This is a genomic window from Streptomyces sp. NPDC059874 (assembly GCF_042731135.1).
Classification (GTDB): domain Bacteria; phylum Actinomycetota; class Actinomycetes; order Streptomycetales; family Streptomycetaceae; genus Streptomyces.
The window spans coordinates 20,929-39,277 of sequence record NZ_JBHWJY010000064.1 but is presented as its reverse complement, the minus strand read 5'-3'; the positions used below and the strand labels follow the sequence as shown (position 1 = coordinate 39,277).

Here is an 18,349-nt window from a genome sequence, read left to right as displayed (position 1 = left end):
CCATGCGTTCCGGGAACGAGCCGGTGACCGCCCGCAGTCCGTTGCGGCTGCGGCTCTGGTTGAGTGTGTGGGGCCTGATCTGGTCCGCCGCCGGGGCGGCCGCCTTCTCGCTGGCCGGCCGTCCCGGGTGGGCGGCGGCGTGCGCGGCGGTCTTCGTCCTGGCGGCGGTGGACATGGTCGTCGTCGTCCGGCACATCCGCCAGGGGCCGCATTACCAGCCGGGCAGGGACATCCCGCCGTACGAGCCGCCGCACGAGCGCTGATGACCTCGGAGACACCGAGACAGGTCGAGACCGGCCAAGAGGGGCCGAGAGGGGCAGGGACGGGCTCAGTCCTCGAAGCCGGCCGCTTCCAGGTACTCCGGCTGCGGGTCGAGCGCCGCCGCCAGCCGGAAGTGCTTGCGCGCCTGCTCGGGCCGTCCGGAGCGCTCGTGGGTGCGGGCCAGCGCGAAGTGGGCGAAGGCGTTGTCCGGCTCCCGCTCCAACACCAGCTCGAACTCCAGCTCCGCCGGTCGCAGTTGGGCCGCCGCGAAGAAGGCTCGGGCCCGCAGCAGCCGGGCCGCCGTATTCTCCGGGTGGGCGGCTATGACCGAGTCGAGCAGCTTCACCGCACCGCGCGGGTCGCGGGCGGCGAGCAGCTGCTCGGCTGCCCGGTAGTCGATGACGTGGGTCTCGGGACTGGCCGGCGGCGTGGGGCGCGTGGTGTCGGACACGGAGTGTTCCTTCCCTCTACGGGCGCGTTCAACGCGCCGGCCCCTGCCGCTATTCCATGCACACGTCAGGCGGCGCCGTCCGTGCCGGTCTCCGCCCCGGCCCCGGCGGCCGCCGCCGCCCGCGCCATGAGCTCCTCCCACACCTTGCGCACCTGCGGTTCCAGCGCCTCCAGCGGCCCGTCGTTGTCGATCACGAGGGTCGCCACCGCCAGCCGCTGCTCCCGCGTGGCCTGCGCGGCCATCCGGGCCTTGGCCTCCGCCTCCGGCATACCGCGCAGTGCGGTGAGCCGCGCCAGCTGCGTCTGCGGCGCCGCGTCCACGACGACCACCAGGTCGTACAGCGGGGCCAGGCCGTTCTCCGTGAGCAGGGGTACGTCGTGCACCACGATCGCGTCGCCCCCCGCGGCGGCCTCCAGCTCGGCCGACCGGGCCCCGACCAGCGGGTGCACGATCGCGTTCAGCGTCCGGAGCTTCGCCGGGTCCGCGAAGACGACGGAACCGAGCTTCGGCCGGTCCAGTGTCCCCTCGGGGGTCAGCACGGACTCCCCGAAGGCCTCCACGACCGCGGCGAGCCCGGGAGTGCCGGGTTCCACGACCTCCCGCGCGATGCGGTCGGCGTCCACGACGACCGCCCCGTACCCCGCCAGCAGCCGCGAGACCTCGCTCTTGCCGGCACCGATTCCGCCCGTCAGGCCCACTTTCAGCATGCCCGCAGCCTAGACCCCGCCCGTACCGCGGCCACAGCCCCTACGAAGGTCACCCCTCGCCCTCGCGCTCCGCCAGGAACCGCTCGAACTCGCGGCCGATCTCGTCCGCCGACGGGATCTCCGTCGGCTCGGCGATCATGTTTCCCCTGGTCTCGGCCCCGGCGGCCGCGTCGTACTGGTGCTCCAGCCCCTGCACCAGGGTGACGAGCTCCTCGTCGCCCTCGCGGATCTGCCGGTCGATCTCCGTCTGTGTGCGGTGCGCCTCGGTCCGCAGCGCGTGCGCCACCGCCGGCAGGACCAGGCCGGTCGCCGCCGTGATCGCCTCCAGCACCGTCAGCGCGGCGTCCGGGTACGAGGACCGGGCGACGTAGTGCGGTACGTGCGCGGCGACACCCAGCACGTCGTGCCCGGCCTGGGACAGCCGGAACTCGACCAGCGACTCCGCGCTGCCCGGCACCTGCGCCTCGTCGAAGGGGCTGACGTGGCCCGGCATGAGGTCGGTCCGGTTGCCGTGCGGGGTGATGCCGACGGGGCGGGTGTGCGGGACGCCCATCGGGATGCCGTGGAAGTTGACCGAGAGCCGGACCCCGAGGCGCTCGACGATCTGCCGTACTGCGACGGCGAAGCGCTCCCACTCCACATCGGGCTCCGGGCCGGAGAGCAGCAGGAAGGGGGCTCCGGTGGCGTCCTGGACGAGCCGGACCTCCAGCCGGGGCTCCTCGAACTCCGTCCAGTGGTCGCGCTGGAAGGTCAGCAGCGGGCGGCGGGCCCGGTAGTCCACCAGCCGGTCCGCGTCGAAGCGGGCCACCACCTGGTGGGGCAGGGTGTCCAGGAGCCGCTCGACGATCTGCTCCCCCGCCTCACCCGCGTCGATGTACCCCTCGAAGTGGTACAGCATGACCAGCCCGGCCGAGTCCTGGGACAGCGCCAGGTCGGCCACCGCCAGGCCCTTGGCGTCCCATTCGTACAGACCCTGTGGATCAAGCACCGTCACCACTCCTCCCTCGCAGCGTTCTCTCAAAAGGAACGCCCAAGGAGGCCCCACCATTCCCCAGTTGGGCACGCAATGGGCAGGCAATGGGCACGCAATGGAACCCGAGGGGAACGCGACGAGGCCCGCCCCCCGAAGGGGACGGGCCTCACCGTTCAACTCAACCAGCTCGGCTCACGCCCGGAGGCGTGATGCGCGCTGCGATCAGCTCTGGCCGCCGGCCAGCTTCTCGCGGAGCGCGGCCAGGGCCTCGTCCGACGCCAGGGCGCCGGAGGTCTCGTCCGACTCCGAGGAGTACGAACCACCCGAGATGCCCGCACCGGCACCGGCACCCGCGGCCGGGGCGGCAGCGCCCTCGGCAGCAGCGGCCTCGTCGGCCTCGCGGCTCTTGATGACCTGAGCCTGGTGCTGCTCGAAGCGCTGCTGCGCCTCGGCGTACTGGGTCTCCCAGGCCTCGCGCTGCTTCTCGTAGCCCTCGAGCCAGTCGTTGGTCTCGGGGTCGAAGCCCTCGGGGTAGATGTAGTTGCCCTGGTCGTCGTAAGACGCGGCCATGCCGTACAGGGTCGGGTCGAACTCGACCGACGCCGGGTCGGCACCGAAGGACTCGTTGGCCTGCTTCAGCGACAGCGAGATCCGGCGACGCTCGAGGTCGATGTCGATGACCTTGACGAAGATCTCGTCGTTGACCTGGACGACCTGCTCCGGGATCTCCACGTGGCGCTCGGCCAGCTCGGAGATGTGGACCAGACCCTCGATGCCCTCGTCCACGCGGACGAACGCACCGAACGGAACCAGCTTGGTGACCTTACCCGGGACGACCTGACCGATCTGGTGGGTCCGGGCGAACTGCTGCCACGGGTCCTCCTGCGTCGCCTTCAGCGACAGGGAGACACGCTCGCGGTCCATGTCGACGTCGAGGACCTCGACGGTGACTTCCTGGCCGACCTCGACAACCTCGGACGGGTGGTCGATGTGCTTCCAGGACAGCTCGGAGACGTGGACGAGACCGTCGACGCCACCCAGGTCCACGAAGGCACCGAAGTTGACGATCGAGGAAACGACGCCGGAGCGGACCTGACCCTTCTGCAGGGTGGTGAGGAACGTCTGGCGAACCTCGGACTGGGTCTGCTCCAGCCAGGCACGGCGGGACAGGACCACGTTGTTGCGGTTCTTGTCCAGCTCGATGATCTTCGCCTCGAGCTCCTTGCCCACGTAGGGCTGGAGGTCGCGGACGCGGCGCATCTCGACGAGGGAGGCCGGCAGGAAGCCGCGGAGGCCGATGTCGAGGATGAGACCACCCTTGACGACCTCGATGACGGTACCGGTGACGATGCCGTCTTCTTCCTTGATCTTCTCGATCGTGCCCCAGGCACGCTCGTACTGAGCGCGCTTCTTGGACAGGATCAGACGGCCTTCCTTGTCCTCCTTCTGGAGAACCAGGGCCTCGATCTCGTCGCCGACCTTGACGACCTCGTTCGGGTCGACGTCGTGCTTGATCGAGAGCTCACGGCTCGGGATCACGCCTTCGGTCTTGTAACCGATGTCGAGCAGGACCTCGTCCCGGTCGACCTTCACGATGACGCCGTCGACGATGTCGCCGTCGTTGAAGTACTTGATCGTCTCGTCGATCGCGGCGAGGAAGGCTTCCTCGTTACCGATGTCGTTGACCGCTACCTGCGGAGTGGTAGAGGTGGTCTCGGTGCTGCTCGTCATGTGGGAAAGGGCTCCGGTTACGGACAGAAAGTCGTAGGTACTGCTACGCCGGGAGCCCTTATCGGCATCTGCCGAAGAAGCCGGACAGCCAAGGAAGCCCTGATCCGCGAGAAGCGGGAAGGGCCTCGAAAACCGAGGGGACATCAACAGATGCAAGCGCAGCCTGCTAGGTCTGAGGAGCACAGGCTCGCAGCGCAACTTGTAGCATACGGGGGCTGCCGGACAGGGTCAATGCGCGAAGGCGCACACCCCCGGCAGATCGCCGTATATCCGGCACAATTCGTGGGCGGGGAGGGTGTGATGACACTCTCCGACACGTTTTCGCGGACACACGTCCACGTCCGCGCGACCCACGTACATCCACAGACATCCGCACACTACGACGACGGGCCCCATGAACCAAGAGGACTACGCCCCCGAAGACGCGTACGACGCCGATCCGGGATCCGCCGACGACTCCGACCACGGCTCCGACGACGCCGTGGCCACGCGCCGTGAGGCGGGGGAAGCGGAGAGCAGTCGGGCCAGCCGGGGCTGGTGGGACCGCAACGCCGACGAGTACCAGAGCGAGCACGGCGCCTTCCTCGGCGACGACCGCTTCGTGTGGGGGCCGGAAGGACTGGACGAGGCGGACGCGGCCCTGCTCGGCCCCGCAGCCTCCCTCAAGGGCAAGGACGTCCTGGAGATCGGCGCCGGCGCCGCCCAGTGCTCGCGCTGGCTCGCCGCCCAGGGCGCCCGCCCGGTGGCCCTGGACCTCTCCCACCGCCAGCTCCAGCACGCTCTGCGCATCGGCGACGACGTCCCCCTGGTGGAGGCCGACGCGGGCCGGCTGCCCTTCCGCGACGGCTCCTTCGACCTCGCCTGCTCCGCGTACGGGGCCGTCCCCTTCGTCGCCGACCCGGTGAACGTCATGCGCGAGGTCCGCCGCGTGCTGCGCCCGGGCGGCCGCTGGGTCTTCTCCGTCACCCACCCGATCCGCTGGGCGTTCCCGGACGAGCCGGGGCCCGAGGGGCTGTCCGTCTCCGCCTCCTATTTCGACCGGACCCCCTACGTGGAGCAGGACGAGCAGGGCCGCGCGGTGTACGTGGAGCACCACCGGACCCTCGGCGACCGGGTCCGCGACGTGGTGGCCGGCGGCTTCCGCCTGGTCGACCTGGTCGAGCCGGAGTGGCCCGCGTGGAACAGCCAGGAGTGGGGCGGCTGGTCCCCGCTGCGCGGCAACCTGATCCCCGGTACCGCGATCTTCGTCTGCGAGAGGGACTGACCCCTTGAACCGGCAGCCCCGCCCGCTCCGCCAGTCGGTACTCGACTCGCTTCCCGTACGGGAGGCCCTGCCCGCGCTCGCCTCGGCCCTGGACGGCCACGGCGCGGCGGTGCTCTGCGCCCCGCCCGGCACGGGCAAGACCACGCTGGTGCCGCTGGTGCTCGCGGGCCTCGTCGGGGGCGGGCCGGTGCGCCGGGTCGTGGTCGCCGAGCCCCGGCGGATCGCCGCCCGGGCGGCGGCGCGGCGGATGGCGTGGCTGCTGGGCGAGGCCGTCGGCGGATCGGTCGGCTTCACCGTGCGCGGGGAGCGGGTCGTGGGCCGCGGGACGGTGGTGGAGGTGGTCACCACCGGGGTGCTGCTCCAGCGGCTCCAGCGGGACCAGGAGCTGGCGGGCGTGGACGTGGTGGTCCTGGACGAGTGCCACGAGCGGCACCTGGACGCCGACACCGTCGCCGCCTTCCTCGTGGACGTACGGGAGGCCCTGCGCCCGGAGCTGCGGCTCGTGGCGGCCTCGGCGACGACCGACGCGGCCGGATGGGCGCGCGTCCTGGGCGGCGCGCCGGTGGTGGAGGCGGCTGGGGTCTCGTACCCCGTGGAGACAGTGTGGGCGCCGCCGGCCCGGCCGGTGCGGCCGCCGCACGGGATGCGGGTGGATCCGGCGCAGCTCACGCATGTGGCCTCGGTGGTGCGGCGGGCGCTGGCGGAACGTTCCGGCGACGTCCTGTGCTTCCTGCCCGGCGTCGGGGAGATCGCCCGGGTGGCCGGGCAGCTGGGTGGACTGGACGCGGAGGTGCTCCAGCTCCACGGCCGGGCCCCCGCGGCGGTGCAGGAGGCGGCGCTGACCGCCTCGGACCACCGCCGGCTGATCCTCTCCACCGCCGTGGCGGAGTCCAGCCTGACCGTGCCCGGCGTGCGGGTGGTCGTGGACTCCGGGCTGGCGCGCGAGCCCCGCGTGGACCATGCCCGGGGGCTGGGCGCGCTGGCGACCGTACGGGCTTCACGCGCGGCCGGGCGCCAGCGCGCCGGGCGGGCCGGGCGTGAGGCGCCGGGGGCGGTGTACCGCTGCTGGGCGGAGGCCGAGGACGGGCGGCTGCCCTCCTTCCCCGCGCCGGAGATCCGGATCGCCGACCTGACGCAGTTCGCGTTGCAGGCGGCGTGCTGGGGCGACCCGGACGCGACGGGGCTGGCGCTGCCGGACCCGCCGCCGGCCGGGGCGATGGCGGCCGCGCGGGAGGTGCTGGTGGCCGTCGGCGCGGTGGACGAGGCGGGCCGTCCGACCCCGCGCGGCCTGCGCATGGCCCGGCTGGGCCTGCACCCCCGGCTGGCCCGGGCACTGCTGGACGGCTCCGCGGCCCTCGGCTCGCGCCGGGCCGCCGAGGTGGTGGCGCTGCTGAGCGAGGAGCCGCCGCGGGAGTACGGGGACGACCTGGCCGGGGCCTGGCGGGCGGCCCGCCGTGGCGGCGACGGCTACGCGGCCCGCTGGCGCGCGGAGGCGTCCCGCCTGGAACGCGCCGCCCGCCCGGACCCCGCCGAGGCCGCTGCGGATGGCACCCCCGGAGCCGCCGGTGCAGGGGCCGCTGCGCGGGGCTCTTCCCCCACCCCGCCCCTTCCCGAAACCGGGGCTCCGCCCCAGACCCCGTCGGGGCTCCGCCCCGAACCCCGCGCCTCAAACGCCGGCGGGGCTGAATTTGCGGACGGCGGCAGCCGAAATCCAGCCCCTCCGGCGTTTGAGGAGTGGCGTCCGGGGCGGAGCCCCGGCAGCGGCGCTGCACCCGATGATCTGGCCGCCGGGCTCGTCGCCGCACTCGCGTTCCCCGAGCGCGTGGCCCGGGCCAAGAACGAGACGGCCTTCCTCATGGCCAACGGCACCGCGGCCGAGATCACGGACGGCTCGGCGCTCCGCCGCGCACCCTGGCTCGCCGTGGCCGTCGCCGATCGGGCCCCGCACTCCGCATCCGCACGCGTGCGGATGGCCTCGGCCATCGACGAGGCCACCGCCCGGGCCGCGTCCGGCCATCTGCTGGCCCAGGGCGAGGAGGTCCGCTGGGAGGACGGGGACCTCGTCGCCCGCGCTGCCGAGAGGCTCGGCGCCATCGAGCTCTCGGTACGCCCGCTGCGCACCCCCGACCCGGCGCTCGTACGGGCCGCCCTGCTCGACGGTCTGCGCTCAGAGGGGCTCGGCCTGCTGCGCTGGTCCCCCGACGCGCAGGCGCTGCGGGCCCGGCTCGGGTTCCTGCACCGCACGCTGGGCGGCGCGTGGCCCGACGTGGCGGACGACGGCGCCCTGCTGGACCGGGCCGACGACTGGCTGGAGCCCGAGCTGTCCCGGGCCCGGCGCCGCGCCGACCTGGGCCGGATCGACGCCGGGCAGGCCCTGAACCGGCTGCTGCCCTGGGCCACGGGTGAGGCCGCCCGCCTCGACGAGCTGGCTCCGGAGCGGCTGGAGGTGCCCAGCGGATCCCGGATCCGGGTGGACTACTCCGCGGAGCACGGGCAGCCGGTGCTCGCGGTGAAGCTCCAGGAGCTGTTCGGGCTGGCCGAGACCCCGAAGGTGGCCGGCGTGCCGGTGCTCGTGCACCTGCTGTCGCCCGCCGGGCGCCCCGCCGCGGTCACCGCCGACCTCGCCTCGTTCTGGCAGGGCGGCTACCGGGCCGTGCGCGCCGAGCTGCGCGGCCGCTATCCCAAGCACCCCTGGCCGGAGGACCCGGCCACCGCCGAGCCCACCCGCCACACCAACGCCCGACTCAGGCGCTGAGCTCCGCCTCCCGCGCCCGCCGGCCCCGCGCCTCCAGCCACAGCGCGAGCCCGAGCAGCACGAGCCCGCCGGCCGCCAGGCCGATCGGCGCGTAGGTGTGGAGCGCGAGGACCTTCGTACGGTTCGAGGCGACCAGGTCGAGCGTGTACTTGGCGTAGTCCTCGCGCATGGTCACGTGCCCGGCGAAGGCGGTGAGCTTGCCGTCGGGCCCGCCCGCCGCGATGCCGCCGCGCATCTCCTGCTGGATGTCCTGCTCGGCGTTGACGGGTGCCCCGGTGACCGGGTCCACCCAGAACCTGGCCGTGACCGTGTACCAGAGGGTGGTGCCGGTGGCCGCCTCGATCGTGGCGGGGTCGATGCCCTCGATCGGCATCTTCTTCGGCATGGGGACCTTGGTCCACGGGACGGTCTGCTCGAAGAGGTAGACGTCCATGCCGCGGTACGTGCGGGGGCCGACGTAGTGCATCGGCGACGCCTTGCGGGTCTGCGCGTCGAAGTAGAGGTAGTCGCGCGGCTCGGTGAAGAAGGGCCACTTGAACTCGATGCCCTCGCGCTTGACCGGGTCCCCGTCGACCATCTCGCCGGTGGCGTGCACCGGGTCCTGGGTGTGCGCGTCGAAGATGTAGCGCTCGGGGATCTGGGAGACCATCTTCCCGTCCGGCCCGATGATGTAGGACAGCGTGTCCCAGACGACCACGTCCTTGCCGGCGCCGGCCTCGATCTCCTTCGACGCCTCGACGTTGCCCTTGAGGGTCTGGACGATGGTGACCTTGTCGACCTTCTTGGGCTGCATGCCGCCTGTGTAGTCGAGGAGGGTCGCGTCCTTCGCCTCCAGGACCATCTCCTGGTACTGCTCCGGCGGGATCTTGGCGAGCCGCGGGTACGCGTACCAGCGCAGCAGCGGCGCGAGGGCCGCGAAGAAGACGGCTAGGGCCAGCAGGACAAGGCTCGCTCTGCGTCGCACGGCCGGGCCCTCCTCTTACTTTCCGGGCGCGGCGGGCGCGGTGGTGAGCAGGGGCTTGGGTGAGGTCTTTCCTTCGGGCGCCCCGAACGCCGTGATGGCGAGGACGAGGAGCACCGCGAGGACGAGCCCGCTGGCGGCGGCGATGAATGCGCGCATGCCGGGCCTCCGGAATCTGATAGGGCGTCAGGGCGGAGGCACCGTAGCAATGCGGACGCGATATGAGAACCGTCAGGCGCGGGTCCGCCGCCTGGTGGAGCGGCACCGACCCTGCCAAGCTGACGGACCATGACTGCGTACGAAGTGCTGCTGATCGGTGGCGGGTCGGGCGTCGGGAAGTCCACGGTCGGCTGTGAGGTCTCGGAGCTGCTGCGCCGGCGCGGGACGGCGCACTGCTACATGGAGGGCGACTTCCTCGACCAGATCCATCCGGCCCCTGAGGGCGACCCGGACCGTGCCGCGATCACCGAACGCAACCTCGCCTCGATCTGGGCCAACTACACCGCGCTGGGGCAGCGCCGGCTCCTGTACACCAACACCGTGAGCATCCTCGACCTGCCGCTGATCCACCGGGCCATGCGTGGCAACGGCAACGGCAACGGCACCGGCGGCGGGGTGCCGATCCGCACGACGTGCGTGCTGCTCACGGCGCGGGAGGCGACCGTGCGGGAGCGGCTGGCGCGGCGGGAGATCGGCTCGCAGCTGGCGGTGCACATCGAGCGGAGCCTGCAGGCGGCGGCGGTCCTGGACCGGGACGCGCCCGCTGGCACCGTTCGCGTCGCGACGGACGGGCGGTCGGTGACGTGGATCGCGGAGCGGGTGCTGGAGGCGGCGGCCTGGTGAACCGACCGCCGCCGGGGCCTACGGGGTGGGCGACGGGGACGGCCCTGGCTTCGCCGGCACGGTTGCCGTCCTGGTCGGGGCCGCGGTCGGGCCGGCCGTCGGCTTGGGGCTCGGCGTCGGCGTGCGCGTCGGAGTCGGCGTAGGTGTCGGGGTCGGGGTGGGCTTAGGCGTCGGGGTCGGGGTCGGCGTAGGGGTCGGCGTGGGCTTGGGGCTCGGCGTGGGCGTCGGCGTGGGCGTCGGGCTCGGCGTCGGAGTCGGCGTCGGCTTGGGGCTCGGCGTCGGGCTCGGCGTAGGTGTCGGACTCGGCGTGGGTGTCGGCGTCGGCTTGGGGCTCGGCGTGGGGGTCGGCGTAGGCGTAGGCGTAGGCGTAGGCGGTGTCGCCGCCGGGGCGCCGCTGTCCGGGACCTCGTGCGCGCCGTTGAGGTAGTACGTGAACCAGGACCGCACCGTCCGCAGGTACTCCGCGGAGTGGTTGTACGAGAGCACGGCCCGGTCCAGGTCCGCGTCCACCCGCAGGTCCCGCGTGCCCGCACACAGGTAGCGGCCGGCCGCGAGGGCCGCGTCGTGCACGTTGTTCGGGTTGCGGCGTCCGTCGCCGTCCGCGTCCTGGCCCCATGCCGCCCACGTGGACGGGATGAACTGCATCGGCCCGACCGCCCGGTCGTACCGGGCGTCCCCGTCGTGGGCGCCGCCGTCCGTGTCGGCGATGTTCGCGAAGCCGTTGCCGTCGAGCACGGGCCCGAGGATCGGGCGGAGCGTCGTCCCGGCCGCGTCCACCTGGCCGCCGCGCGCCTGCCCGGACTCGACCTTGCCGATCGCCGCGAGGAGTTGCCAGCGCAGCCCGCATCCGGGGTCGCTCTCACCCACGGTCCGCTCGGCCCGCCGGTACGCCGCGAGCACGCTCGCCGGTATCCCGCGCACCCCTTCGGCCGGCCCGGTCACGACCGGCTCCGGTTCCGCCTCGGGCGGCCGCGCCTGCTCCGGCGGCGCGGCCTGCGTCCCGTCCGCCGCCGGCACGGCCGGCGGCTCGGGGCTCACCAGGGGCGGGAGTTCGGTGAAGTAGGCGGAATCGCCGCCGGCCTCCGGGGGCGATTCCGGCGCGGCCGCCGCCGTACGGTCGTCCGGGCTCGCGCCCGCCGGGCCCTGGGAGCCGCTCACCGCGGCGACCACCAACGCTGAGACCAGGGCGGCCACCGCTCCCCTGCGCAGCCTGCGTCCGATTGTTCGAGACGACATGAGCCGGACCCCTCCCCCTCGACGTCCGCGTGACCCTACGTCAACTCCCTGCACGGGGCACGCAAGGTGGGGCAGAATTCACCACATCCCCACGTCGCCGCGCAGGTCACGCATACTGTCCGGGCCCTTCGGGAGCATTGGTCCGAAGTAAGCAACATCCAGGAGAGGTGCCATGCCGTTCACTCTCAGCCATGCGGCCGCCGTACTTCCGGCCATCCGCCGGAACGGGCGTGCGCGCGGCCCCCTCGTCGCCTCGGCGCTGGTCCTCGGTTCCTTCGCGCCGGACACCTTCTACTTCGCGGCCACCGTCGTCCCGAGCGTCAAGCCGTACGGCACCTTCACGCACTCCCTGCCCGGAGTCGTGACCGTCGACGCGGTGCTCACCGCCGTCCTCGTGGGGTGCTGGCTGCTGCTGCGCGAGCCGCTGACCGCGCTGCTCCCCCGTCACCTACGGGGCAGGGTGCACGCCTTCGTGCGGGGCGAGGAGTGGCGCGGGCGGCAACTTCCCCCGCTGGCCCTGTGGTTCTACCTGTCGGCGGTCATCGGCTCCCTCACGCACGTGGCGTGGGACAGCTTCACGCACCTCGACCGCTGGGGATCCAACGCGCTGGACCTGGGCAAGCCGCTCGCCTTCGGCTTCCCCCTCTACTTGTACCTGCAGTACGGCACTTCGGTGCTCGCGGCCTGCGCGGTGCTCTGGTTCACGGTGACCGCGCTGCGCCGGCTGCCGGCCTGCCCGGCGCCCGCGTCCGTGCCGGTGCTGAGCCGGGCCGAGCTGTGGGGTGCGCTCGCGCTGGTCCTCGTGGGCGTGACGGTCGGGATCACGATGCGCGTGCTGCGCTTCTTCACGTTCTTCGACGCGATCCACTCGCCGCTCGACATCATCCCGACGATCTGCTTCGGCTCGGGCGGCGGCCTCGCCGTGGCCCTGCTGCTGTACGGGATCCTCGTACGCCTGCGCCACCGCCGGGCCCGGGACCGTTCGGACGAGGAGACGCGAACGCCCGTCCCCACCGCATAGGCGGGGACGGGCGCTCGGCGGGTCGTACGACGATCAGTGCGCGGCGGACTCCCAGTCGGAGCCGACACCGACCGACACGTCCAGCGGGGCGCGGAGCTCGACGGCGGCGCCCATCTCGCGGCGCACCAGCTCCTCCACCTTCTTCCGCTCGCCCGGGGCGATCTCCAGCACGATTTCGTCGTGGACCTGGAGCAGCATCCGCGACTTCAGCCCGGCCGCGACGATCGCCTTGTCCGCGCGCAGCATCGCGACCTTCACGATGTCGGCGGCGGTGCCCTGGATCGGGGCGTTGAGCGCCATCCGCTCGGCGGCCTCGCGGCGCTGGCGGTTGTCGCTGTTGAGGTCGGGCAGGTAGCGGCGGCGGCCGAAGATCGTGGCCGTGTACCCGGTGGCGCGGGCCTCGTCCACGACGCGGCCCAGGTACTCGCGGACCCCGCCGAACCGCTCGAAGAAGGTCTCCATCAGGCCGCGCGCCTCGGCGGGCTCGATGTTCAGCTGCTGGGCGAGACCGAAGGCGGAGAGCCCGTAGGCGAGGCCGTACGACATGGCCTTGATCTTGCGGCGCATCTCGGCGTCCACCTGTGAGCGCTCCACGCCGAACACCTGGGAGGCGACGGTGGTGTGCAGGTCCTCGCCGGTCGCGAACGCCTCGATCAGGCCCTCGTCCTCGGAGAGGTGGGCCATCACGCGCAGCTCGATCTGGCTGTAGTCGGCCGTCATCAGGGACTCGAAGCCCTCACCGACGACGAACCCGCGGCGGATCGCCCGACCCTCGTCGGTGCGCACCGGCACGTTCTGCAGGTTGGGGTCGGTGGAGGACAGCCGGCCGGTCGCGGCGACGGTCTGGCTGAAGCTGGTGTGCACCCGGCCGTCGGCGGCGATGGTCTTGACCAGGCCCTCGACGGTCACGCGCAGCTTGGCCTGCTCCCGGTGCCGCAGCATGATCACCGGCAGTTCGTGGTCGGTCTGCGTGGCCAGCCAGGCCAGCGCGTCCGCGTCCGTGGTGTAGCCGGTCTTGGTCTTCTTCGTCTTCGGCAGGTCCAGCTCGCCGAAGAAGACCTCCTGGAGCTGCTTGGGCGAGCCGAGGTTGAACTCGTGGCCGACCGCCGCGTGCGCCTCCTTCACGGCCTGCTGCACCGCGCCCGCGAACTGCTGCTCCATGGCCTCCAGGTGGTCGCGGTCGGCGGCGATGCCGGCCCGCTCCATCCGGGCGAGGAGCTCGGACGTCGGCAGCTCCATGTCGTGGAGCAGCTCGACCGCGCCGACCTCGTCGAGCTTGTCGGTGAAGGCGTCGCCCAGGTCCAGGACCGCGCGGGCCTGCGCCATCAGCGCCTCCGCCTCCGCGGTGTCGTCCGCGCCGAAGGCCAGCTGCCCGTCGGCGGCGGCCGGCGCCAGCTCCCGGTGCAGGTACTCCATGGACAGCACGTCCAGGGCGAAGGACCGGCGGCCCGGCTTGACCAGGTAGGCGGCCAGGGCGGTGTCCATGGTGACGCCGTCCAGCGTCCAGCCGTGCTCGGGGAAGACCCGCATCAGGCCCTTGGCGTTGTGCACGACCTTCGGCTTCGCCGCATCGGCGGCCCAGGCCGCGAAGGCCTGCTCGTCGACCCCGTCCAGCTCGGACGGCTCGAACCAGGCGGCGGCGCCCCCGGCCGCGGCCAGCGCGATCTCGCTGATGTTGCCCTGGCCCAGCGCCCAGCTGTCGACGGTCGCCACGCCCAGCGGTCCGCCCGCGTGCGCCGCCAGCCACGGGGCCAGCTCGCCCGCGCCCAGGACGGAGGCGTCGAGCTCCACGCCCGCCGCCACCGGAGCGGGTGCCTGCTCCTCGGCCGCGCCCGGGTCCACCGCGAGCAGCCGCTCGCGCAGCGAGGCGTTGCGGATCTCCAGCACGTCCAGCACGCCGATCATGGCGGCCCGGTCGTAGGGGGCGCGGGTCAGGTCGGCGGGGGTCTTGGGCAGCTCGACGTCCTTGACCATCTCGGTCAGGACCCGGTTCAGCTTGACGGCCTCCAGGTGGTCCCGGAAGTTCTGCCCGGCCTTGCCCTTGACCTCGTCCGCGCGCTCCACCAGCTCCGCGAACGACCCGAACTGGGTGATCCACTTGGCCGCGGTCTTCTCGCCGACGCCCGGGATGCCCGGCAGGTTGTCGGACGGGTCACCGCGCAGCGCCGCGAAGTCCGGGTACTGCTGGGGGGTGAGCCCGTACTTCTCCTCGACCTTCTCCGGGGTGAACCGGGTCAGCTCGGACACGCCCTTGGTCGGGTACAACACGGTGGTGTGCTCGGAGACGAGCTGGAAGGAGTCCCGGTCGCCGGTGACGATCAGCACGTCGAAGCCGAGGGCCTCCGCCTGCGTCGCCAGCGTCGCGATCACGTCGTCGGCCTCGAAGCCGTCGACCGCGAACCGCGGCACCTTCATCGCGTCGAGGAGCTCGCCGATCAGCTCGACCTGCCCCTTGAACTCGTCGGGCGTCTTGGAACGGTTCGCCTTGTACTCGGGGAACTCCGTCGAACGCCACGTCTTGCGCGACACGTCGAACGCCACCGCGAAGTGCGTGGGCGCCTCGTCGCGCAGCGTGTTCGCCAGCATCGACGCGAAGCCGTAGATGGCGTTGGTCGGCTGGCCCGTCGCGGTCGTGAAGTTCTCCGCGGGCAGCGCGAAGAACGCCCGGTACGCCAGGGAGTGCCCGTCCATGAGCATCAGGCGGGGGCGGTCCGCTGCGGTCGTCTGGTCGGTCTTCTTCGATGCTGAATCTGCCACGCCCCCGATCCTAGGCGCCCCCACCGACAAATCCGCCGGCGGCGATGTCCGCGGAGCGTGACAGGATCGGATGTGTACGAGATGAGTACGAGAAGACAGCTCAAAGGGGAGCGACATGGCCACCAAGCCGCCCGCAGGTGATCCGGTCCAGGACGCGCCGCAGGTAGCGCCGCCGCAGCACGCGGCGGCCGGCCTCCCCGCGATCGGGCACACCCTGAAGATCGCGCAGCAGCAGATGGGCCTGGCCCGCACCGCCCGCACCCTGCTCAAGGTCAACCAGAAGAACGGCTTCGACTGCCCGGGCTGCGCCTGGCCCGAGGGCGACAAGCGGCACACCGCCGAATTCTGCGAGAACGGCGCCAAGGCCGTCGCCGAAGAGGCCACGCTGCGCCGGGTCACCCCCGCGTTCTTCGCCGCCCACCCGCTCGCCGACCTCGCGACGCGCTCCGGGTACTGGCTGGGCCAGCAGGGCCGGATCACCGAGCCGATGTACCTCGCGGAGGGCTCCGACCGGTACGAGGCCGTGAGCTGGGAGCGGGCCTTCGGGATCATCGCGGAGGAGCTGACCGCCCTCGACTCCCCCGACGAGGCCCTCTTCTACACCTCCGGCCGCACGAGCAACGAGGCCGCGTTCCTCTTCCAGCTCTTCGCCCGCGAGTTCGGCACCAACAACCTGCCCGACTGCTCCAACATGTGCCACGAGTCCTCGGGCTCCGCACTGAACGAGACCATCGGCATCGGCAAGGGCAGCGTCTCCCTCGAAGACCTCCACCAGGCCGACCTGATCATCGTCGCCGGGCAGAACCCCGGCACCAACCACCCGCGCATGCTCTCCGCCCTGGAGAAGGCCAAGTCCGCCGGCGCGAAGATCATCTCGGTGAACCCGCTGCCCGAGGCCGGCATGGAGCGGTTCAAGAACCCGCAGACCCCCCTCGGCATGCTCAAGGGCACCGCCCTCAACGACCTGTTCCTGCAGATCCGCATCGGCGGCGACCAGGCCCTCTTCCGCCTCCTGAACAAGCTCGTCATCGAGGCGGGCGGCGCCACCGACGAGGAGTTCATCCGCGAACACACCCACGGCTACGAGGAGTTCGCGGCCGCCGCCAAGGAAGCCGACTGGGCCGAGACCCTCACCGCCACCGGCCTGACCCGCCCCGAGATCGAGCGCGCCCTGGCCATGATCCTGGCCTCGAAGCGGACCATTGTCTGCTGGGCGATGGGCCTCACCCAGCACAAGCACGCCGTCGCCACCATCCGCGAGGTGGTCAACCTCCTCCTGCTGCGCGGCAACATCGGCCGCCCCGGCGCCGGCGTCTGCCCCGTCCGCGGCCACTCCAACGTGCAGGGCGACCGCACCATGGGCATCTTCGAGCGACCCGCCCCGGCCTTCCTCGACGCCCTCGACCGCGAATTCCGGATCACCTCGCCGCGCGCGCACGGCTTCGACGTGGTCCGCTCCATCCAGGCCCTGCGCGACGGCGAGGCCAAGGTCCTCTTCGCCATGGGCGGCAACTTCGTCGGCGCCACCCCCGACACCGAGGTCACCGAGGCCGCGATCCGCCGCGCCTCCCTGACCGTGCACGTCTCCACCAAACTCAACCGCTCCCACGCGGTCACCGGCAGGCGCGCCCTGATCCTGCCCACCCTCGGCCGCACCGACAAGGACGTCCAGGCGTCGGGCAAGCAGTTCGTGACCGTCGAGGACTCCATGGGCCTGGTCCACTCCTCCCGCGGCAACCTCGCCCCCGCGAGCCCCCACCTGCTCTCCGAGCCCGCCATCGTCGCCCGCATGGCCCGCGCCGTCCTCGGCGAGACCTCCAAGACCCCGTGGGAGGAGTTCGAGCGCGACTACGCCACCATCCGCGACCGGATCTCCCGCGTCGTCCCCGGCTTCCAGGACTTCAACACCCGCATCGCCCGCCCCGGCGGCTTCCGGCTCCCCCACGCCCCTCGCGACGAGCGCCGCTTCCCCACGAAGACCGGCAAGGCCAACTTCACCGCCGCCCCCGTGGAGTACCCCAGGGTCCCCGAGGGCCGGCTGCTCCTGCAGACCCTGCGCAGCCACGACCAGTACAACACCACCATCTACGGCCTCGACGACCGCTACCGCGGCATCACCGGCGGTCGCCGCGTCGTCATGGTCAACCCCGAGGACGCGGCCGAGCTGGGGCTGGCCGACGGCTCCTACACCGACCTGGTGAGCGAGTGGAAGGACGGCGTCGAGCGGCGCGCGCCCGGCTTCCGCGTCGTGCACTACCCGACCGCCCGGGGCTGCGCCGCCGCCTACTACCCCGAGACGAACGTGCTGGTCCCCCTCGACTCCACCGCGGACACCAGCAACACCCCCGCGAGCAAGTCCGTCGTCATCCGCTTCGAACCGGCCTGAACCGGCCTGATAGAACGACCCCAGGACAATCAGGTTAACGATCGTTGACGAACGGAGCCCGCCCATGGGTCAGGAACACGCTGTGAAGTTCCCGCAGGAGGTACTCGACGAGTACGCGGCCAAGGGCATCGACCTGCCCGCGCTGTTCTCGGCGGGCGCCCTCGGCGAGCGGATGGAGATCCGCGTCCTGGAAGCCTCCGCCGAGCGCGTCGTCGCCACCATGCCGGTCAAGGGCAACACCCAGCCCTACGGACTCCTCCACGGCGGCGCCTCCGCCGTCCTCGCCGAGACCCTGGGCTCGGTCGGCGCCATGATGCACGGCGGCATCGACAAGATCGCCGTCGGCGTCGACCTGAACTGCACCCACCACCGCGGAGTGCGCTCCGGCACCGTCACCGGCGTCGCCACCCCCGTCCACCGCGGCCGCTCCACCACCACCTACGACATCGTCATCAGCGACGAGCAGGACCGCCGGGTCTGCACCGCCCGCCTCACCTGCCTGCTCCGCGACACGGAGTCTTAACAAGACGGCCGATACGAGCAGTTGTGCAGCCACCGGCGCCGGTCTAGCGTTCCCGCATGGGATCGGGACCGGCGCCGCGGCGCGCCACGACCGCCTGCGCGGCGACGGCGCTCCTGGGCGCCGCGCTCCTCGGATGCGCCCCGAACACCCCCGCCTCCGACACCCCCGCCTCCCCCGCCCCGCACACCACCTCGCCCCAGGACCTGTGCACCGCCCTGATCACCCACTGGGCCGGGGTCATCCTCGACGCCGGCGAGGACCGGGACGCCATCGGCCTCGACTACCAGGCCATGGGCCTGTCCGGCGGCCAGAACGAGATCCTGCGCGCCGTCCTCGACGAAGCCAGGGCCGAGCAGCGGACCAAGGGCCCGACGGCCGCCCGCGAGCTCACCGCCCGCGAGGCCGCCCGGCGCTGCGCCGAGCGCTACCGCTCGGGCACCCCGACCGGCGGCCCCTGGTGAGGGGCGGCGGCATCGGCCC

16 protein-coding genes are annotated in these 18,349 nt (G+C 72.5%); 8 read left to right on the top strand and 8 right to left on the bottom strand.

Annotated elements, in window-relative coordinates; all coding sequences use genetic code 11:
• The first annotated feature begins 2 nt into the window (after positions 1–2).
• Complete coding sequence (locus ACFV9H_RS29715; RefSeq protein ID WP_385404160.1) at positions 3–263, top strand: DUF6343 family protein; 261 nt, start codon at positions 3–5, stop codon at positions 261–263.
• Between the two features lie 65 nt (positions 264–328).
• Here ACFV9H_RS29715 and ACFV9H_RS29710 read toward each other — a convergent pair whose 3' ends face one another.
• The 4 genes from ACFV9H_RS29710 to rpsA all read right to left on the bottom strand — a co-directional run bounded on the left by ACFV9H_RS29710 (position 329) and on the right by rpsA (position 4,123).
• Positions 329–712, bottom strand: a complete 384-nt coding sequence (locus tag ACFV9H_RS29710; protein WP_385404134.1) for a tetratricopeptide repeat protein — start codon at positions 710–712, stop codon at positions 329–331.
• A gap of 65 nt (positions 713–777) precedes the next feature.
• Entirely contained in the window at positions 778–1,419 is a 642-nt protein-coding gene (gene coaE, locus ACFV9H_RS29705; RefSeq protein ID WP_385404132.1) for a dephospho-CoA kinase, read from the bottom strand.
• Positions 1,420–1,468: 49 nt separating this feature from the next.
• Positions 1,469–2,407, bottom strand: coding sequence for a PAC2 family protein (locus ACFV9H_RS29700; protein WP_385404130.1), 939 nt, complete (start codon positions 2,405–2,407; stop codon positions 1,469–1,471).
• A gap of 207 nt (positions 2,408–2,614) precedes the next feature.
• Positions 2,615–4,123 (bottom strand): 30S ribosomal protein S1, encoded by a 1,509-nt coding sequence (gene rpsA, locus ACFV9H_RS29695; protein WP_365175668.1) that lies wholly within the window; start codon positions 4,121–4,123, stop codon positions 2,615–2,617.
• 394 nt (positions 4,124–4,517) lie between these two features.
• Here rpsA and ACFV9H_RS29690 point away from each other — a divergent pair, with 394 nt between their 5' ends.
• Positions 4,518–5,387 (top strand): class I SAM-dependent methyltransferase, encoded by an 870-nt coding sequence (locus ACFV9H_RS29690; protein WP_385404128.1) that lies wholly within the window; start codon positions 4,518–4,520, stop codon positions 5,385–5,387.
• Between the two features lie 4 nt (positions 5,388–5,391).
• Positions 5,392–8,142 (top strand): ATP-dependent RNA helicase, encoded by a 2,751-nt coding sequence (locus ACFV9H_RS29685; protein WP_385404126.1) that lies wholly within the window; start codon positions 5,392–5,394, stop codon positions 8,140–8,142.
• On the opposite strand, the gene ACFV9H_RS29680 is transcribed toward ACFV9H_RS29685, so the two are convergent.
• Together ACFV9H_RS29680 and ACFV9H_RS29675 are read right to left on the bottom strand one after the other, a co-directional pair.
• Positions 8,132–9,106 (bottom strand): DUF3068 domain-containing protein, encoded by a 975-nt coding sequence (locus ACFV9H_RS29680; protein WP_385404123.1) that lies wholly within the window; start codon positions 9,104–9,106, stop codon positions 8,132–8,134. The genes ACFV9H_RS29685 and ACFV9H_RS29680 overlap by 11 nt on opposite strands.
• Positions 9,107–9,121: 15 nt before the next feature.
• Positions 9,122–9,262 (bottom strand): SPW_0924 family protein, encoded by a 141-nt coding sequence (locus ACFV9H_RS29675; RefSeq protein ID WP_329386914.1) that lies wholly within the window; start codon positions 9,260–9,262, stop codon positions 9,122–9,124.
• 129 nt (positions 9,263–9,391) lie between these two features.
• On the opposite strand from ACFV9H_RS29675, the gene ACFV9H_RS29670 reads away from it, so the two are divergent.
• The gene (locus ACFV9H_RS29670; RefSeq protein WP_385404120.1) at positions 9,392–9,946 is read left to right on the top strand and encodes a hypothetical protein; all 555 of its coding nucleotides are present in this window, start codon (positions 9,392–9,394) and stop codon (positions 9,944–9,946) included.
• Positions 9,947–9,964: 18 nt separating this feature from the next.
• Here the strand turns inward: ACFV9H_RS29670 and ACFV9H_RS29665 are convergent, their stop codons facing one another.
• Positions 9,965–11,182, bottom strand: coding sequence for a lytic murein transglycosylase (locus ACFV9H_RS29665; RefSeq protein ID WP_385404118.1), 1,218 nt, complete (start codon positions 11,180–11,182; stop codon positions 9,965–9,967).
• A 172-nt stretch (positions 11,183–11,354) separates the two neighbouring features.
• On the opposite strand from ACFV9H_RS29665, the gene ACFV9H_RS29660 reads away from it, so the two are divergent.
• A complete protein-coding gene (locus ACFV9H_RS29660; RefSeq protein WP_385404116.1) occupies positions 11,355–12,203 on the top strand; it encodes a DUF4184 family protein in 849 nt (282 codons plus the stop codon).
• Positions 12,204–12,236: 33 nt separating this feature from the next.
• Here ACFV9H_RS29660 and polA read toward each other — a convergent pair whose 3' ends face one another.
• Positions 12,237–14,960: a DNA polymerase I gene (gene polA / locus ACFV9H_RS29655; protein WP_385404113.1), complete on the bottom strand. Its 2,724-nt coding sequence runs from the start codon at positions 14,958–14,960 to the stop codon at positions 12,237–12,239.
• Between the two features lie 115 nt (positions 14,961–15,075).
• Between polA and ACFV9H_RS29650 the strand changes: the two genes are divergently transcribed.
• The 3 genes from ACFV9H_RS29650 to ACFV9H_RS29640 all read left to right on the top strand — a co-directional run bounded on the left by ACFV9H_RS29650 (position 15,076) and on the right by ACFV9H_RS29640 (position 18,330).
• Positions 15,076–17,346, top strand: a complete 2,271-nt coding sequence (locus ACFV9H_RS29650; RefSeq protein WP_385404111.1) for an FdhF/YdeP family oxidoreductase — start codon at positions 15,076–15,078, stop codon at positions 17,344–17,346.
• 64 nt (positions 17,347–17,410) lie between these two features.
• Positions 17,411–17,869, top strand: coding sequence for a PaaI family thioesterase (locus ACFV9H_RS29645; RefSeq protein ID WP_385404109.1), 459 nt, complete (start codon positions 17,411–17,413; stop codon positions 17,867–17,869).
• A gap of 56 nt (positions 17,870–17,925) precedes the next feature.
• Positions 17,926–18,330, top strand: a complete 405-nt coding sequence (locus ACFV9H_RS29640) for a hypothetical protein (protein ID WP_385404106.1) — start codon at positions 17,926–17,928, stop codon at positions 18,328–18,330.
• The last annotated feature ends 19 nt before the right edge of the window (positions 18,331–18,349 follow it).

Bases quoted from the DNA above. Each gene is read 5' to 3' on its own strand.
- ACFV9H_RS29715 (WP_385404160.1), top strand. From the start codon at position 3: ATGCGTTCCGGGAACGAGCCGGTGACCGCCCGCAGTCCGTTGCGGCTG.
- coaE (WP_385404132.1), bottom strand. From the start codon at position 1,419: ATGCTGAAAGTGGGCCTGACGGGCGGAATCGGTGCCGGCAAGAGCGAG.
- rpsA (WP_365175668.1), bottom strand. From the start codon at position 4,123: ATGACGAGCAGCACCGAGACCACCTCTACCACTCCGCAGGTAGCGGTC.
- ACFV9H_RS29690 (WP_385404128.1), top strand. From the start codon at position 4,518: ATGAACCAAGAGGACTACGCCCCCGAAGACGCGTACGACGCCGATCCG.
- ACFV9H_RS29675 (WP_329386914.1), bottom strand. From the start codon at position 9,262: ATGCGCGCATTCATCGCCGCCGCCAGCGGGCTCGTCCTCGCGGTGCTC.
- ACFV9H_RS29670 (WP_385404120.1), top strand. From the start codon at position 9,392: ATGACTGCGTACGAAGTGCTGCTGATCGGTGGCGGGTCGGGCGTCGGG.
- ACFV9H_RS29665 (WP_385404118.1), bottom strand. From the start codon at position 11,182: ATGTCGTCTCGAACAATCGGACGCAGGCTGCGCAGGGGAGCGGTGGCC.
- ACFV9H_RS29660 (WP_385404116.1), top strand. From the start codon at position 11,355: ATGCCGTTCACTCTCAGCCATGCGGCCGCCGTACTTCCGGCCATCCGC.
- ACFV9H_RS29650 (WP_385404111.1), top strand. From the start codon at position 15,076: ATGGCCACCAAGCCGCCCGCAGGTGATCCGGTCCAGGACGCGCCGCAG.
- ACFV9H_RS29645 (WP_385404109.1), top strand. From the start codon at position 17,411: ATGGGTCAGGAACACGCTGTGAAGTTCCCGCAGGAGGTACTCGACGAG.
- ACFV9H_RS29640 (WP_385404106.1), top strand. From the start codon at position 17,926: ATGGGATCGGGACCGGCGCCGCGGCGCGCCACGACCGCCTGCGCGGCG.